This is a genomic window from Paeniglutamicibacter sp. NPDC012692 (assembly GCF_042901625.1).
GTDB lineage: Bacteria > Actinomycetota > Actinomycetes > Actinomycetales > Micrococcaceae > Paeniglutamicibacter.
Genome location: NZ_JBIBDE010000001.1, coordinates 1,350,021 through 1,364,277 on the forward strand (window position 1 = coordinate 1,350,021; position 14,257 = coordinate 1,364,277).

At 65.7% G+C, this 14,257-nt stretch carries 16 protein-coding genes and 1 tRNA gene; 8 read left to right on the plus strand and 9 right to left on the minus strand.

Features of this window, described 5'->3' with window-relative positions:
* Positions 1 to 93: 93 nt before the first annotated feature.
* The 4 genes from rplK to ACFY5D_RS06255 form a co-directional block, all read right to left on the minus strand.
* Positions 94 to 525 carry a 50S ribosomal protein L11 gene (gene rplK, locus ACFY5D_RS06240; protein WP_209998508.1) on the minus strand — a complete coding sequence of 144 codons (432 nt, stop codon included), beginning with the start codon at positions 523 to 525 and terminating at the stop codon, positions 94 to 96.
* Positions 526 to 657: 132 nt separating this feature from the next.
* Positions 658 to 1,413 carry a transcription termination/antitermination protein NusG gene (gene nusG, locus ACFY5D_RS06245; RefSeq protein WP_387526483.1) on the minus strand — a complete coding sequence of 252 codons (756 nt, stop codon included), beginning with the start codon at positions 1,411 to 1,413 and terminating at the stop codon, positions 658 to 660.
* A 57-nt stretch (positions 1,414 to 1,470) separates the two neighbouring features.
* Complete coding sequence (secE, locus tag ACFY5D_RS06250) at positions 1,471 to 1,737, minus strand: preprotein translocase subunit SecE (protein WP_387526486.1); 267 nt, start codon at positions 1,735 to 1,737, stop codon at positions 1,471 to 1,473.
* 116 nt (positions 1,738 to 1,853) lie between these two features.
* Positions 1,854 to 1,926: transfer RNA gene (locus ACFY5D_RS06255), tRNA-Trp, on the minus strand.
* Between the two features lie 168 nt (positions 1,927 to 2,094).
* Between ACFY5D_RS06255 and ACFY5D_RS06260 the strand changes: the two genes are divergently transcribed.
* Both ACFY5D_RS06260 and ACFY5D_RS06265 read left to right on the plus strand, forming a co-directional pair.
* Positions 2,095 to 2,673, plus strand: coding sequence for a hypothetical protein (locus ACFY5D_RS06260; RefSeq protein WP_387526489.1), 579 nt, complete (start codon positions 2,095 to 2,097; stop codon positions 2,671 to 2,673).
* A 140-nt stretch (positions 2,674 to 2,813) separates the two neighbouring features.
* Positions 2,814 to 4,013, plus strand: coding sequence for a pyridoxal phosphate-dependent aminotransferase (locus tag ACFY5D_RS06265; protein ID WP_387526492.1), 1,200 nt, complete (start codon positions 2,814 to 2,816; stop codon positions 4,011 to 4,013).
* 107 nt (positions 4,014 to 4,120) lie between these two features.
* Here ACFY5D_RS06265 and ACFY5D_RS06270 read toward each other — a convergent pair whose 3' ends face one another.
* Together ACFY5D_RS06270 and ACFY5D_RS06275 are read right to left on the minus strand one after the other, a co-directional pair.
* Positions 4,121 to 4,783 (minus strand): LuxR C-terminal-related transcriptional regulator, encoded by a 663-nt coding sequence (locus tag ACFY5D_RS06270; protein WP_387526495.1) that lies wholly within the window; start codon positions 4,781 to 4,783, stop codon positions 4,121 to 4,123.
* On the minus strand, positions 4,776 to 6,050 hold the full coding sequence (locus ACFY5D_RS06275; RefSeq protein ID WP_387526498.1) for a PspC domain-containing protein: 1,275 nt from the start codon (positions 6,048 to 6,050) through the stop codon (positions 4,776 to 4,778). Before ACFY5D_RS06275 ends, ACFY5D_RS06270 begins: the two co-directional genes overlap by 8 nt.
* Positions 6,051 to 6,175: 125 nt before the next feature.
* Between ACFY5D_RS06275 and ACFY5D_RS06280 the strand changes: the two genes are divergently transcribed.
* The 5 genes from ACFY5D_RS06280 to ACFY5D_RS06300 all read left to right on the plus strand — a co-directional run bounded on the left by ACFY5D_RS06280 (position 6,176) and on the right by ACFY5D_RS06300 (position 10,466).
* Positions 6,176 to 7,801 carry a PspC domain-containing protein gene (locus ACFY5D_RS06280; protein WP_387526501.1) on the plus strand — a complete coding sequence of 542 codons (1,626 nt, stop codon included), beginning with the start codon at positions 6,176 to 6,178 and terminating at the stop codon, positions 7,799 to 7,801.
* A complete protein-coding gene (locus tag ACFY5D_RS06285; protein WP_387526504.1) occupies positions 7,798 to 8,025 on the plus strand; it encodes a hypothetical protein in 228 nt (75 codons plus the stop codon). The genes ACFY5D_RS06280 and ACFY5D_RS06285 overlap by 4 nt, the downstream gene beginning before the upstream one ends.
* Positions 8,026 to 8,110: 85 nt before the next feature.
* Positions 8,111 to 8,359 (plus strand): PspC domain-containing protein, encoded by a 249-nt coding sequence (locus ACFY5D_RS06290; RefSeq protein WP_387526507.1) that lies wholly within the window; start codon positions 8,111 to 8,113, stop codon positions 8,357 to 8,359.
* 265 nt (positions 8,360 to 8,624) lie between these two features.
* A complete protein-coding gene (locus tag ACFY5D_RS06295; protein ID WP_387526509.1) occupies positions 8,625 to 9,653 on the plus strand; it encodes a 6-phosphofructokinase in 1,029 nt (342 codons plus the stop codon).
* Positions 9,654 to 9,737: 84 nt separating this feature from the next.
* A complete protein-coding gene (locus ACFY5D_RS06300; RefSeq protein ID WP_387526512.1) occupies positions 9,738 to 10,466 on the plus strand; it encodes a GNAT family N-acetyltransferase in 729 nt (242 codons plus the stop codon).
* A 69-nt stretch (positions 10,467 to 10,535) separates the two neighbouring features.
* On the opposite strand, the gene ACFY5D_RS06305 is transcribed toward ACFY5D_RS06300, so the two are convergent.
* The 3 genes from ACFY5D_RS06305 to ACFY5D_RS06315 all read right to left on the minus strand — a co-directional run bounded on the left by ACFY5D_RS06305 (position 10,536) and on the right by ACFY5D_RS06315 (position 13,269).
* Positions 10,536 to 11,606, minus strand: coding sequence for a YgfZ/GcvT domain-containing protein (locus ACFY5D_RS06305; protein ID WP_387526515.1), 1,071 nt, complete (start codon positions 11,604 to 11,606; stop codon positions 10,536 to 10,538).
* 3 nt (positions 11,607 to 11,609) lie between these two features.
* Positions 11,610 to 12,209 carry an FABP family protein gene (locus ACFY5D_RS06310; RefSeq protein WP_387526518.1) on the minus strand — a complete coding sequence of 200 codons (600 nt, stop codon included), beginning with the start codon at positions 12,207 to 12,209 and terminating at the stop codon, positions 11,610 to 11,612.
* A 337-nt stretch (positions 12,210 to 12,546) separates the two neighbouring features.
* The gene (locus ACFY5D_RS06315) at positions 12,547 to 13,269 is read right to left on the minus strand and encodes a hypothetical protein (RefSeq protein WP_387526521.1); all 723 of its coding nucleotides are present in this window, start codon (positions 13,267 to 13,269) and stop codon (positions 12,547 to 12,549) included.
* Between the two features lie 287 nt (positions 13,270 to 13,556).
* Between ACFY5D_RS06315 and ACFY5D_RS06320 the strand changes: the two genes are divergently transcribed.
* Positions 13,557 to 14,255, plus strand: coding sequence for a DNA-binding response regulator (locus tag ACFY5D_RS06320; protein ID WP_387526524.1), 699 nt, complete (start codon positions 13,557 to 13,559; stop codon positions 14,253 to 14,255).
* Positions 14,256 to 14,257 lie beyond the last annotated feature (2 nt).

A 14,257-nucleotide genomic window follows, 5' to 3' on the forward strand; every position in this document is an offset into this window, starting at 1 on the left:
TGTCCACCTACGGTGAAAATGTCCCGGTCGTCTTGTTTGTTATGGGGGTGCGTTTCCGGTTGAACCGGGCGCGCGGGGTGTAGCGGGGGCTAATTAGCCAGCTACGGTGATGCCCATGGAGCGGGCGGTGCCGGCGATGATCAGGGCAGCAGCCTTGATGTCGTTGGCGTTGAGGTCTTCCATCTTTGCAGTGGCGATCTCTTCAACCTGAGCCTGGGTCAGGTTTGCAACCTTGACGGTGTGCGGGGTTGCGGAACCCTTGGCAACGCCTGCAGCCTTCTTGATGAGCTCGGCTGCCGGAGGAGTCTTGGTGATGAAGGTGAAGGAACGGTCTTCGTAGACAGTAATTTCAACCGGAATCACGTTACCGCGCTGCGACTCGGTCGCTGCGTTGTAAGCCTTGCAGAATTCCATGATGTTGACGCCGTGCTGACCAAGCGCCGGGCCGATCGGAGGTGCCGGGTTGGCGGCGCCTGCCTGGATCTGCAGCTTGATGAGTCCGGTGACCTTTTTCTTGGGGGCCATGTCGGGTCCTTCTTCTTTTGCGTTGCCCCGTTGCACAGGAGCGTGCCTCGGGGGGTTGACCGCCGTGGCGCGGCGGCCGAGTCATGCCGATTTCCCGGTAAAGCAAACCGGGAAAGGCACGAAGACTATATGTTACTGGATTTTGGTGACCTGGCTGAACGACAGGGTGACCGGGGTTTCGCGCTCGAAGATCGAAACCAGCACCACGAGGGTGGAGGATTCCAGCTTGATCTCGCTGATCGTTGCCGGCAGGGTCTCGAACGGACCGTCGTTGACGATAACCGATTCGCCGACCTCGAAGTCAACGGTGACCTCGGTGATCGGTGCGCGGCCCGGCTTCATGTTGGCCGCTTCTTCTTCGCTGACGATCGTGTGCTCGAGCATCGAGAAGACTTCCTCGAGGCGCAGCGGATCCGGGTTGTGGGCGTTGCCAACGAAGCCGGTGACGCCGGGGGTGTGACGAACGGCACCCCAAGAAGCGTCGGTCAGTTCCATGCGGACCAGAACGTAGCCGGGGATGCGAACGCGACGCACGATCTTGCGCGTGGTGTTCTTGATCTCCACGACCTCTTCCATCGGGACCTGGATTTCATAAATGAATTCTTCCATGCCCAGGGTCTGGATGCGGGTTTCGAGGTTCACCTTGACGCGGTTTTCGTAACCTGCGTAGGAGTGGATGACGTACCAGTCACCGGGCTGACGACGCAGCTTGGTGCGGAATTCTTCGATGGGATCAACGGCCGGGGTTTCCTCGGCTGCTGCATCTTCAGGAGCCTGCTCGGCGTCCTCGGAAACGACGGAATCGGTCGACACCTCTTCGGTATCGACCTCTGCTGCCTGGCCCTCAAGTTCTTCGATGGCCTGCGGTTCGAGTTCCTGATCGGACACTGCGGTTCCTGCTTTCTGTTACTGGTTCACCAGAAATATGGGGCGAATCGTCCCGGCTTACTTTTCGGCCGGGTTGGTGAAGATCCAAATAGATCCGTTGCCGAACATGAAGTCCAGGGCGGAAATGATGACCATCATCAACACGACGAAGCCGATGACCACTAGCGTGTAGTTCACCAGTTCGCTGCGAGTCGGCGTAACGACTTTCTTCAGCTCAGAAATCATCTGGCGGAAGAACAGTGCAATTCCGGCGAAGAAACCCGCCTTGGCCGGCTTCTTGTTGCGCCCTGCGCCGTGCGAATCGCTCGCAGTCGTTTCAGTCACCGGTTCCTCGTTTCAGATTATGCCAATTGAAACAATCACGGTGTGCCGCAGTCTTATCGACCACGACACACCGTGACGTGAATTTCGCCGAGCAATCCAGAATGATTGCTACTGCGCAGGGCAGACAGGACTCGAACCTGCAACCTGCGGTTTTGGAGACCGCTGCGCTACCAATTGCGCCACTACCCTTCGAGTTCAGAACTCGTTCGGCCACCCAAGCCGCTTGCGACTTGAGTGATCTAGATGTTTTCCAACACCGAGGATCAAGTTTACGCATGGAATGGGTCGATTGTCGAACTGAGCACCACTTCCCCGTGTTTTCAAGGGTTTTCGGGCCTCCCTGTTAGGTTGTTGGGCATGCGTACTTCCAAAACAGGGTCCATTCGCTTCGAGCGCGCCAGTGCGTTGATCCTCCTGGTGTTTGCCGGCGGCTCGATCCTCGATGCGATTTTCGGCATTGCGCACCTTGCAGGGCCCGGGAGCTTTTGGGCCATCCAGTTCATGGCCGCATCGATTCCCCTGCTCATCGCCACGGGCGTGTGGGTTGCGTTGCGGACGCAGAAGGAACTTTCCGGCGCCTGCTTCGTCATGTTCTTGGTGGCATTCCCCGCATGGTTCGTGGAGGTTGCTTCGGCGATTCCCGTCAGCTGGTACCTGGGCGCCGGGCTGGTCATGTGGTCGATGAGACTGGGCCAGAACCTGCTCATGTGGGTCGGCACCAGCCTGCTGGTGCTGGCGGCCGGGGCGCAGTTCCACCTGATCAACTACACAGGGGCCATGTACCTGCCGTTTGTCATCACGGTTCCAGTCTTCCTGTGCGTGGCCGCGTACTTCCAGTGGCACCAGGTCCGTGCACAGGCTCACGAAATCGACCTGGATGAGCAGGAAAAGGACGATCTGCACCTCAAGCGCTATGGCCGGCTGCCCAACGAGTAACCTCCAGCACTGGCGACGGGCATGCATCGCCGGGTAAAACCGCGTGTCGTATTGGTTGATTTAGTCGTTCCATCAGGCCTTGGCGCACTAAGCTGAAATCACACACCCCCAAACCACCTCCCCTTCCAGGAAGCGACGACATGTCACGCATTTCCCGACGTATCGGGTCCATCGCAGAATCCGCAACACTGGCCGTAGACGCAAAGGCCAAGGCCCTGAAGGCCGCCGGACGCCCGGTCATTGGCTTCGGCGCAGGCGAACCGGACTTCGCCACCCCCGATTACATCGTTGAAGCAGCAATTGCAGCGGCACGCAATCCCCAGTACCACCGCTACTCCCCCGCCGCGGGCCTGCCGGAACTCCGTGCGGCCATCGCCGAGAAGACCATGCGCGACTCCGGCTACAAGCTGGAGGCTTCCCAGGTCTTGGTCACCAACGGCGGCAAGCAGGCCGTGTACAACGCGTTTGCGACGCTGCTGGATCCGGGAGACGAAGTCATCCTTCCGGCACCGTACTGGACCACCTACCCGGAGGCCATCCGCCTGGCGGGCGGCGTTCCCGTTGAGGTCTTCGCCGGCCCCGAACAGGGCTACAAGGTCACCATCGAGCAGCTGGAAGCAGCTGTTACGCCCAAGACCAAGGTGCTGCTCTTTGTTTCGCCGTCCAACCCCACCGGTGCGGTCTACGCCCCGGAGCAGGTGGCCGAGATCGGTCGCTGGGCCGCTTCCAAGGACCTGTGGGTCATCACCGACGAAATCTACGAACACCTCACCTACGACGACGCGGTCTTCACGTCGATCGCCACCGCAGCCCCGGAGCTGGGCGACAAGGTCATCATCCTCAACGGTGTCGCCAAGACCTACGCCATGACCGGCTGGCGCGTGGGATGGATGGCGGGCCCCCTGGACGTCATCAAGGCTGCAACCAACCTGCAGTCCCACGCGACCTCCAACGTCGCCAACGTCTCGCAGATGGCAGCTCTTGCGGCCGTATCCGGTCCGCTGGATGCCGTGGCGGAAATGCGCACCGCCTTCGACCGCCGTCGCAAGGCCATGGTCTCGGCATTGAACGCCATCGACGGCGTGCACTGCCCGACCCCGGAGGGCGCGTTCTACGCGTACTCCGATGTCCGCGGCCTGCTGGGCCGCGAGATCCGCGGCGTTGTCCCGGCCACCTCGGCCGAGCTTGCCGCGCTGATCCTTGAGCAGGCGGAGGTTGCAGTGGTTCCGGGCGAGGCTTTCGGTCCGTCGGGCTACATCCGCATGTCCTACGCCCTGGGCGACGCGGACCTGGCGGAGGGTGTCGGCCGCATGGCCGCGCTGCTGGGCGAAGCCAAGTAAGTAGCTCATCGACCAACGGCAGTGGCCGGCAAACTCCTCGCGGAGGTTGCCGGCCACTGTTGCATCCCGGGCATGTGCGGTCGGGCCAGATCAGGCCGGCCTAGAGGCTAGAGGATCCGCCGGTCCACCGCCCAGCGGGTCAGCTCGTGGCGGTTGGAGAGCTGCAGCTTGCGCAGCACGCTCGAGACGTGGGTCTCGACCGTCTTGACGGAGATGAACAGGTCCTTGGCCACCTCCTTGTAGCTGTAGCCGCGGGCGATCAGCCGCATCACCTCGAGTTCGCGGGCACTGAGCAGGTCCAGTTCCTCGTCGGCGCTGATGGCGGCCTGGGTGCCGAACGCGTCAAGCACGAAGCCCGCAAGCCGCGGCGAAAAAACGGCGTCCCCTCCGGCGACACGCTCCACGGCGTCGGAGATTTCCTTCCCGGAGATCGACTTGGTGACATAACCGCGCGCGCCGGCGCGGATGACCGTGACGACGTCCTCGGCGGCGTCGGAAACGCTCAGGGCCAGGAACTTCACGCTGGAGAACAAGTCGGCGCAGCCTGCCAGCACCTCGGCGCCTCCCCCGCCGCGGCCGCCCGGCAGGTGCACGTCCAGCAGCACCACCGACGGCGCGTGATGGCGCACGGCGGCAATGGCCTCCTCGACGGTGGCCGCCTCGGCGACCACGCGGATGCGGTCGTCAAGGTCCGCCTTGAGGCCCGAACGGAAGATGGCGTGGTCGTCGACCACCACCACGTCAATGGGTGTGAATGCCTGGTCAGTCATCGTCGTCCTTGGTCTCTTCATTCATCGTCAGGTGTACTTCGGTGCCGTCTTCGGTGCTGCGGATGCTGGCGCTCCCGCCATTGCGCTCCATGCGCCCGATAATCGATTCACGCACGCCGTGGCGGTCGTCGGAAACGTTGTCCACCTCGAACCCGTCCCCGCGGTCGCGCACAAAGACCTCCGCCCGGCCGGGGCCGGCCTCCACGTAGACGGAGATGGTTCCGCCCGCGTGCTTGGCGGCATTGGTCATGGCCTCGCGCGTTGCCTGAAGCAGCGCGTCATGCCCGTCCAGGCCGCTGCATTCGCCGACGGCAACCACGTTGATGGAGACCAGGTAGAGTTCCTCGACTTCGGCCGCTTCCCGGCGGATGGCCTCGGTGATTTCACCTTCCTCCGGCTCCTGGGTGTTGTAGAGCCACTGGCGCAATTCGCGTTCCTGGGCCCGGGCCAGGGTCAGCACCTGCGCGGGGTCGTGGGAGCGCTTTTGGATCAGTGCGAGGGTCTGCAGCACCGAGTCGTGCAAGTGCGCGGCGATGTCCGCGCGTTCGGCGGCGCGCACCCGGTTGGAGCGTTCGGAGACGTAATCGCGCCAGAAGCGCAGCCCCCACGGGAGCAGCACCAGGGCCAGGCCCGCGACCACCGCGACCGCAACGGCCAGCCCGGAGAGCAGCTCGCGCAGGCCGACGATGCCGCTGAGGAAAAGCAGCAAACCGGTGACCACCAAGGCCACGCCGACGATGAGCCGGATGAGGGCACCCGTGCTCAGCGTCCCGGTGCTCCGGCGCAATCCCGCGCGGCCCTCGTCGTCCAATTGCAGCCAGGCCATGATGGCGCCGGCAAGCACCACCACAATGGGCCAGAGCTTGTCGAGGCGCAGTTCGGCCCCGAGCATCTGTGCGGAGACCAGCCCGGCGACAACCAGCAATCCGGCGCCGATGAGGACCTGCCGCATCGAGTGCTGCCGCTGCTCGCTGGCCGGGTCATCGATGTCCGGAAGCAGCTTCCTGTTCATTTCCTCGGCCAGGCCGAACCTGCGGGTTCCTTCGCGACGTTCGGCCTCGCGCCGGACGTCGGTGGCGCTGGGCAGGAAAATCCACAACCAGGCGTAGAGGATGATGCCTGCTCCGGCCAGGCCGGTGGCCAGCACGAAGCCGATGCGGATCCAGCGCACCTGGACTCCCAGGTGCGCCGCCAGGCCGGAACACACCCCGGCCAGCACGCGGGGTTGGCCGCGGACCAGTTCGGGGCGTTCGAGCGTTGTGTTCATGCCTCAATACAAGCACGTCCGGGGCCGGTGGCGAGGATTCCCCGGCCGCTTCCGGGGTATCTTCAGGGTTCAATCAGGGGTGACCCTCATAGCGCGCAAACCCCGGGCACGGAAGGATTGTTTCCATGAATGAAACACCAGTCGAACACGGTTTTTTCCGTTGGGTCCGGGAATTGGAGGTGCGCCGAGGCACCGATCACTGGATCGGCGGCGTGGCATCCGGTCTGGCCGAACGCTTTGGTCTGGCCCCCATCCTGGTCCGCGGCATCTTTGTTGCACTCTCCTGCCTGGCGGGCTTGGGGCTGTTGGTCTACGGGCTTGCCTGGGCGCTGTTGCCCGGACCTGACGGCAGCATCCACGCCCAACAGGCAATTGCCGGGCGTTGGAACAGCGGAATGACCGGGGCGCTGGTCTTCTTCGTCTTCGGCGCCATCGGCTTCCCTTGGTTCTTCAGCTGGTGGGACGGCGGATTCTGGACCTTCGCGGTGATCGCCGCAATCCTATTCGTCATCTTCTCCCGCCGCGGCCGCTTTGACGATCGCAGGCAGGCCGCCAACGGCGCGGGCGCACCCGCGGCCGGCCCATGGGCAACGCAGTACCCTGCCGCCGGCGATCCGAACTGGTCGGATGCTCCCGGTACCCCGGGCACGCCTTCGACGTTCGGCGCCTTCGCTCCCCAGCCCGGTCCCGACGGGGGGACGCAAGCCTCCGCCGGCGCACCCGACGTAAATACGCGGGACGAGTCCATTGCCACCGATGCAACCGGCAGCGGCGCTGCTTCGGAGGCGGGCTCGAACTCGAACCTCACGGTCCCGCTCGATGTGAAGCCCGCCAATGCTTCAAGTGCCGCGGACGGTGTTGAGGCAACGCCCATCGAGAAGACCCCGGACGAAACCACCGGAGGTTCCCCAGACACCCCAACCACAAGGTTCCAGCCCTTGGACCAGGAGCGAACCATGCCCTTCGCAGCAGCCACTCCCTCCGAGAACCCCCGGATCGATGCGGCGCTGCCGCCGCTGGACCCGGCGTGGCCAGGAACCGGGCACGCGGCCGGCGGCGGGTTCACACCGCCTCCCTACGTCCCGCCCGCGTACACCCCTCCGGCGCCGCGCGCACCCAAGGTCCCGCGCCTGCGCGCCATTCCCGGCTACGCCGCGACCATCGTGCTCGGCCTGGCGGTGCTGGTCTTCGCCTTGGTCGTCGGGCTGAACGAACTCGGCTGGCTGGCCTTGCCCACCAGCCCCGTGGCCATCGGCTTCGCCGCGGCCCTCGTTGTCATAGCCCTGGGCATGATCGGCGCGGCACTGAACCAGCGCACCGGCGGGGCCCTGGTCGGCTTCGGCATCGCCGCCCTGGTGTGCTCGCTCATTTGGAGCGGCGGCGCCCTGCGCATGGCCGAGGTCAACATGTTCAGCAGCGGCATCAGCACCACCGACGAGGGTGGCAGCACCAACGTCTTCCACTCCGGGGAGATGGACCTGCGCCACTACTCGACGATCACCCAGGACACCGAAGTGTCGATCGACAACGTCTTCTCCTCGGTGAAGTTGATCGTGCCGGACAACATTCCCGTCGTCCTCGAGTTCAGCGGCGCCTTCACCTCGCTGAGCGTCAACGGGGCGGACACCACCAGCACCGGCGGCAGCACCAGGCTCAACCCCGCGGCGACGGGCCCAACCCTACGAATCGAGCTTGACGGCGCCTTCAACAGCGTCGAGGTCAGCGTCCAGAAAGCAGAGGTGGCACCATGAGCCAGCAATTCCCGCAGCACGAGGCCGGGGTCGAGGCCCAGCCGAAGTTCCCCACCGGAACCCTGGTCTTCGGACTGATCCTGCTGGTGGTCGGCGCGCTCCTGCTCGCCGGGCTGCTCTTCGGAATCCAGCTCAACGGACCGCTGCTGTTCATTGGGCTGCTCGGCGGCGCGGGGTTGATCCTGGTCATCTCCGGGATCGTCGCGGCACGCCGCACCCGCTAGCCGGTTTCCGCCAATTCACCCAGCGCCACCGTTTCATCCACGCCGCGGCCCCCATTCGGGCCCACAACATGAAAGACTTGCCGACATGGACTCCTTCTTCAACTCGCTCCGCTCCATCCCCCTCCGCCGCGGCCCCAAGCGCCTGGTTGCAGGTGTTGCCGGCGGCATCGCCGACAAGTTCGGCTGGGACGTCACGCTGGTGCGCATCGGTCTGCTGCTCAGCTTCCTGCTGCCGGTCCTGGGCATTCCGCTCTACCTGGTGGCCTGGCTGTTGATCCCGGCCCAGGATGACACGATCGCACTGCAGAAGATCATCCGCTCCTTCAACAAGTAGGCCCGCGGCGAGCGGATCCCTCCGGGGCCCCGCCCCCACGCGGACTTCATGCCGGTGTTCCCCCGTCAGCTTCGGCGCACGGGGGGAACACCGGCATTTGTGCTGTCACCGCATCCGGCGTTGCCGCGTAGCACTGCGGCCACGTGTTGGCCATCACACCCATCGCTTGGCTAGACTGTTCACTGTCGAGCTCAGCGTCGCGCTCCAACCACATTCCCGGCCGTTTGCGGTCGGGCAACGAGCACCGACTAAGAATTGAGTTTGCATGCGCATCGGGATCCTGACCAGCGGCGGAGACTGCCCGGGACTGAACGCGGTCATCCGCGGCGCCGTCCTGAACGGCATCAAGAGCTACGGCCACGAGTTCGTCGGCTTCCGCGACGGCTGGCGCGGGGTGAAGGACGGCGACTTCATCGAGCTTCCCCGCGAGAAGGTCCGCGGCATCTCCAAGCAGGGCGGCACCATCATCGGCACCTCGCGCACCAACGCGTTCGATGGCGAGAACGGAGGCCCGGACAACATCAAGGCCACGCTCAAGCGCATCGGCGTCGACGCGATCATCGCCATCGGCGGAGAAGGCACCCTGGCCGGGGCCCAGCGGCTGAGCGACGCCGGCCTGAAGATCGTCGGCGTGCCCAAGACCATCGACAACGACCTCGACGCCACCGACTACACGTTCGGCTTCGACACCGCCAACCAGATCGCCGTCGAGGCCATCGACCGCCTGCGCACCACCGGCGAGTCCCACCACCGCTGCATGATCGCCGAGGTCATGGGCCGCCACGTGGGCTGGATCGCGATGCACGCGGGTATGGCCACCGGCGCCCACGCCATCCTGATCCCCGAGCAGTCCACCACCATGGAACAGATCTACGCCTGGGTGCGCGAGGCGCACGACCGCGGGCGCGCGCCGCTGGTCGTCGTCGCCGAGGGATTTGTGCCGGAGGGGGCCGACGCGGCGTTCTCCGACCGCGGGCTCGACGCGTTCGGCCGTCCGCGCCTGGGCGGCATCGGCGAGCAGCTGGCCCCGTTCATCGAGGCCGCCACCGGGATCGAGACCCGCGCGACGGTGCTCGGTCACATCCAGCGCGGCGGGGTTCCCAGCGCGTTCGACCGCGTGCTCGCCACCCGGATGGGCATGGCGGCCGTCGATTCGGTGCACGACGCCGCCTGGGGCTCGATGGTCGCGTTGCGCGGCACCAAGATCAACCGGGTGCCGTTCCAGGCCGCGCTGAACAACCTCAAGCGCGTTCCGCAGGAACGCTACGACGAGGCCCGGATCCTTTTCGGCTGATCCGCCACCTCCGTGCGCCCGGCGACGCGTGTTTCCGCGCGGCGCCGGGCACCAAAAACCGATGCCCTGCACTAGGCTCTAAACGTGAATCTTGAATTCGGCACCCGCGCCATCATCGCCCTTGCGTGGGCACGCGACTTCGGCGTCGATGACTCCGCCTTGCAGCCCGACAGGACCCCGGTGCGCCTCTTTGTCCCGGCGGTCGGCACCGACATGGTGCAGGTCCTGCACCTGGGCGACCACCAGGTGGTGCGCGCCCCCGGGGAACTGCTGCCGCTGCTGCGCACCGCTCCGGACGAACACTTCATGGACGACCGGGCGCTGGTTTCGCTGCTGCACGGCAGCGGGCTGGCCCCCTCGGTGCGCTCGCTGGGAGTCGATGCGCTGACCTATGTCGATGCCCCGTTCGAGATCGTCGGCTCCGAACACGTTTCGGTCTCCGGCACCAGGACCGACCTTGCGCGGCTGCTGGAACGCAGCCCGCACGACGACGCATCGACCACCACCCTGCAGGGCTGCGACCGGTGCTTCGTGTTGTTTTCCGAGGCCCACGAAGAACCCGTGGCCGCGGCCAGCTATTGGGCCCCGGGCGGCCTGTTGGCCGACACCACGGTGCTCACCTACCCGGCGATGCGCGGCTACGGCCTGGGCAAGTATGCGGCGGCCCTGGCCGTCGACGACGCACTGAGCGAGGGGTTGATTCCGCAGGCGCGCATCAAGGACGGACAGGACGCCGCAAGCGCGCTTGCGACGTCCCTGGGGTTCGAGCTTGTGGGCTCCCTGCTGAGCGTGCGGCTGCACAACGGACTCTGAGGACGCCGGCCCGCGGAGCCACCCGGACGTCGGCCCGCGGTCGCAGCGCACCTGGCGCTTCGAGCGTGACTAGTGCGGCTGGCGCAGGAATCCGGTGAAGCGCCCGGCGGTCTGCCCGGCATCGGTTGTCACGATGGTTTCCTGCGAGGCCGCGTAGGCCTCGTCCCCGTCGACGACCTGCAGCGCGGCGTCGGGATCGATATTGCGCTTGATCAGGGCCAGCGCGATCGGGCCCGCCTCGAAGTGGGTGGCCACCGAGGTGAGCTTGCCGATCGTCTTCTCGCCCAGGCGGACCTCGGAGCCGACTGCCGGCAGGGTGTGCATGGAACCGTCGAGGTGCAGGAACACGATGCGGCGCGGCGGGTGCCCGATATTGTGGACGCGCGCGATGGTTTCCTGGCCCTTGTAGCAGCCCTTGTTCAGGTGCACGGCGGTGCGGACCAGGTCCAGCTCGTGGGGAATGGTCTTCTCGTCGGTTTCGAAGCCGAAGCGCGGACGCCAGGCGGCGATGCGCAGCGCCTCCACGGCCATCATGCCGGCCAGCGGAAGGTCGGCCACGGCGGACTCGAGCTCGCCGAGCGGGAGGATGTACTCGCGCCACGGGCGTTCGGCGCCCGGGTGCTCCCCCGCCGAGTAGGCGTAGCCGCCCGGGGAGATCTCAGGCCAGGAATCGACCCAGCAGGGGTAGGCCTCCAGCGCGGGCTGCGGCGTGCAGGCCCCGACGAGGCCGAAGTCGGCGCTGACGTCCTTGACCTCGACGCGCAGCATGAAGCGCATGCGGTCAAGCCACGCGGCAAGCGGTGCGCCCTGGCCGGGCTCGACCAGCAGCCACAGCTTGTCCTCGTCCGCCAGGATGCGGATGTCGAATTCGACGCGGCCTTGGATCGTCAGCAGCAGCGTCTGGGTGCTTTGGCCGGGGCGCAGCTCCAGCAGCATCTGGCTGGAGAGCGTGTTGAGCCAGCTCAACCGGTCTTCCCCGGCGAGCGTCACCACGTCGAAGTGGGACATGTCGGCCACTGCGGTTCCCGCGAGCAGCCTGCGTTGTTCGGCGCTCAGTTCCCCGTAGTGGGCGGCCACGCCCTCATCGACACCGGACCCGGCCACTGCGGCCGGTCGTGACAGCAACGGCGAGAGCGCCATGGTTTATGCCTGTTTCTTGAGTGCGGCTGAGGCGTGGGCCTTCAGTTCGTTGCCGCCGGTGGATACATCCCAGCGCCAGTATAGATCGCCGTTGACCAACCCGTAGATGCGGGTGGCCGAGGCGTATTCCTTGGCGTTGGAACCGCGCATCACCAAGTCGGTGGCCAGCTGGATCTGCGGGCCCTTGATGACGCCGTAATAAAGTTCGGAGATCGCCCCGGGGTGCGCGATGTTGGCCTGGATCTTGAACCCGTTGTCTTCGGTCCGCAAGGCTTCAACGTCTTCGGCCGATCGCAGGGTCGGAACAATGTCGCCCGGAATCATGCCCGGACCAAGATCGCCGTCCACCATGGGGCGCTCCAACGACCAGAATCCCGTTTCGACCGACAAGGGGCGCAACTTGTTGCCCTGCTCGTCGGTGACCCACGATTCGGATCGGTATTCCAGGAACGGCAAGCCGTTCTGGGTGAAGTTCACGGTCTGCCAGAAGAACTCGTCGTCGTCTTCCCCCTCGCCGAGGCGGCCGTTGCCTTCCCAGGTTCCGAGGAGCCAGGAAAGTGGTACGAGCTCGGGGGTCAAGTCTGTGGGTATCTCAATTGGCATGACGCGTGTGCTTCCTACTGCGTTTCTAAATTACTTCTGGCCCTTGAAGAGGCGGGTGACGACAAGTGCGGCAAAGCCGGCCATGCCCAGTCCCGCAATGCTCAGCAGGGAAAGGAAGAAGATCTCGAGTCCAAGGTAGTTTTCAGTCATGGCTCCATCCTAACCGTTTCTGTGCCGCCGACCGATCTTTGATGACGGACCTGTTCCTCCGTGCCGCACTTCCCCGTGAACGCAGGGGAAATCGGCCGTCACGAAACATGCGGGACAACGCCCGGGCGGATCCCGCGGAGGCCGTTGCGTGACCAAGGTCATCCGCCGGCGGGGACGCGGCGGAGGCCTAACCCATCAGGAGCTGGGCGTACCAAACCACCGAGCCGCACACCAGCAGCGGTGCGCCGGCCGCCGCAAGAACCTGTGCGTTGGTGCGCGGGCCGCCCGAGGTGACAAGCATCGCCCGGCAGCCCACCACCACCAGGCCGCAGGCCGCACCCAGCAGCATTGCAGGCAGCACGTTGACGCCGATGTCGAGCATGCTCGCGGCGCCGCCGATCAGGACCGCCAGGACGAATCCCAGCGGGAAGACAATGCGGTCGGGCAGGCGCAACACGCCGGGGATCGCGGCGCCGAGGATGCTCAGACTCGAGATCAGCATGAGCACGCGCCATTCGGGATCGGTGCCCAGTGCCACCCAGCCTGCGCCGAGGCTTGCGACCACCGTGCCGGCGGTGCCGACGGCCACGGATTCGAGGCGCTGCCGGGCGTCGGTGCCGCGAAAGAGCTGGGTGAGGAACATCAGGATCGTGCCGATGCCCACGCAGGGGGCCACCCACATCAGGCCCGGGATCGGCTCGCCGACAAAGGCGAGCAGGGCCGCCGCTGCGGAGACCAGGAAGATGACAAGGCCCACCGGGTTCGGGGCGGGCAACTTCAGCAATCGCGGCCAGCCGAAGGCAAAGGCGCCCAGGAGCAACAGCACTACCGCCAGCACGGGCCACCCGGCGGCACCGGGCAGGTAGCTCGCCCCGATGACCAGCGCTAGGACAATGGTTCCTGTAGCCAAAACTTTGAGTCTCACAGGTTACATCCTGCCTTATCCGGCGCCGGGCGGTCCCATCCGGACCGGGAGAACCGGGGCCACGGCGCGCGCCGCGCTCCGGGCCACGGGCGTGCCGGCAAGCGCCACCGACGGCATCGCGGCGCACGCTTGCCCACCGCACGGTGGGATCCGGGAACCACGGGGCCGTCACATGCACCGATGTGAAACACCTGACAATCTATACTGCTCTTATGCACCCGATCCCGTAGATGTGCTCGGTTTCTTATTCGCAACCTTGAGGAGGGGCATCCATGGCAAGCATCCTTTTGCTGACAAACGCACCTGGCCCGTCCCCCGACGTCGTTCCTGCGCTGGAGCTGCTCTCGCACCAGGTCCGCATCCTGCCGGCCCAGGCAACGGCGCTCCTGGATGCCGAGGATGCCCAGATCATCCTGGTCGACGGGCGCAAAGACCTGGTGGCTTCGCGCACCCTGTGCCAGCTGCTCCGTACCACGGGCATCAGCCGGCCTGTCCTGCTGGTCCTCACCGAGGGCGGCATGGCGGCGGTGTCCGGCCTGTGGCAGGTGGACGATGTTTTCCTTGACACCGCGGGGCCGGCGGAGGTCGAGGCCCGGCTGCGCCTGGCCCAGGCCCGCGCGCTTCCGCAGGACGAACCCGAGGCGGCCCCGATCCGCGCCGCCGGGGTGTTGATCGACGAGGCAAGCTATACGGCGAAGGTCCACGGGACCCCGCTGAACCTGACCTACAAGGAATTCGAGCTGCTGAAGTACCTGGCCCAGCACCCCGGACGGGTGTTCAGCCGCGAACAGCTGCTCCACGAGGTGTGGGGCTACGACTACTACGGAGGCACCCGCACCGTGGACGTGCACGTGAGGCGCCTGCGCGCCAAGCTGGGCACCGACCACGAGCAGCTCATCGGGACGGTCCGCAACGTCGGATACCGTTTCACGCCGCAACGCCAAGAAAACCCCGAGGTCGTCGACGCCTAGGG

Coding starts and splice junctions, on each gene's coding strand:
- rplK (WP_209998508.1), bottom strand. CDS start 525: ATGGCCCCCAAGAAAAAGGTCACCGGACTCATCAAGCTGCAGATCCAG.
- ACFY5D_RS06265 (WP_387526492.1), top strand. CDS start 2,814: ATGTCACGCATTTCCCGACGTATCGGGTCCATCGCAGAATCCGCAACA.
- ACFY5D_RS06280 (WP_387526501.1), top strand. CDS start 6,176: ATGAATGAAACACCAGTCGAACACGGTTTTTTCCGTTGGGTCCGGGAA.
- ACFY5D_RS06290 (WP_387526507.1), top strand. CDS start 8,111: ATGGACTCCTTCTTCAACTCGCTCCGCTCCATCCCCCTCCGCCGCGGC.
- ACFY5D_RS06260 (WP_387526489.1), top strand. CDS start 2,095: ATGCGTACTTCCAAAACAGGGTCCATTCGCTTCGAGCGCGCCAGTGCG.
- ACFY5D_RS06320 (WP_387526524.1), top strand. CDS start 13,557: ATGGCAAGCATCCTTTTGCTGACAAACGCACCTGGCCCGTCCCCCGAC.
- ACFY5D_RS06295 (WP_387526509.1), top strand. CDS start 8,625: ATGCGCATCGGGATCCTGACCAGCGGCGGAGACTGCCCGGGACTGAAC.
- ACFY5D_RS06275 (WP_387526498.1), bottom strand. CDS start 6,050: ATGAACACAACGCTCGAACGCCCCGAACTGGTCCGCGGCCAACCCCGC.
- ACFY5D_RS06285 (WP_387526504.1), top strand. CDS start 7,798: ATGAGCCAGCAATTCCCGCAGCACGAGGCCGGGGTCGAGGCCCAGCCG.
- ACFY5D_RS06305 (WP_387526515.1), bottom strand. CDS start 11,606: ATGGCGCTCTCGCCGTTGCTGTCACGACCGGCCGCAGTGGCCGGGTCC.
- ACFY5D_RS06270 (WP_387526495.1), bottom strand. CDS start 4,783: ATGACTGACCAGGCATTCACACCCATTGACGTGGTGGTGGTCGACGAC.
- ACFY5D_RS06310 (WP_387526518.1), bottom strand. CDS start 12,209: ATGCCAATTGAGATACCCACAGACTTGACCCCCGAGCTCGTACCACTT.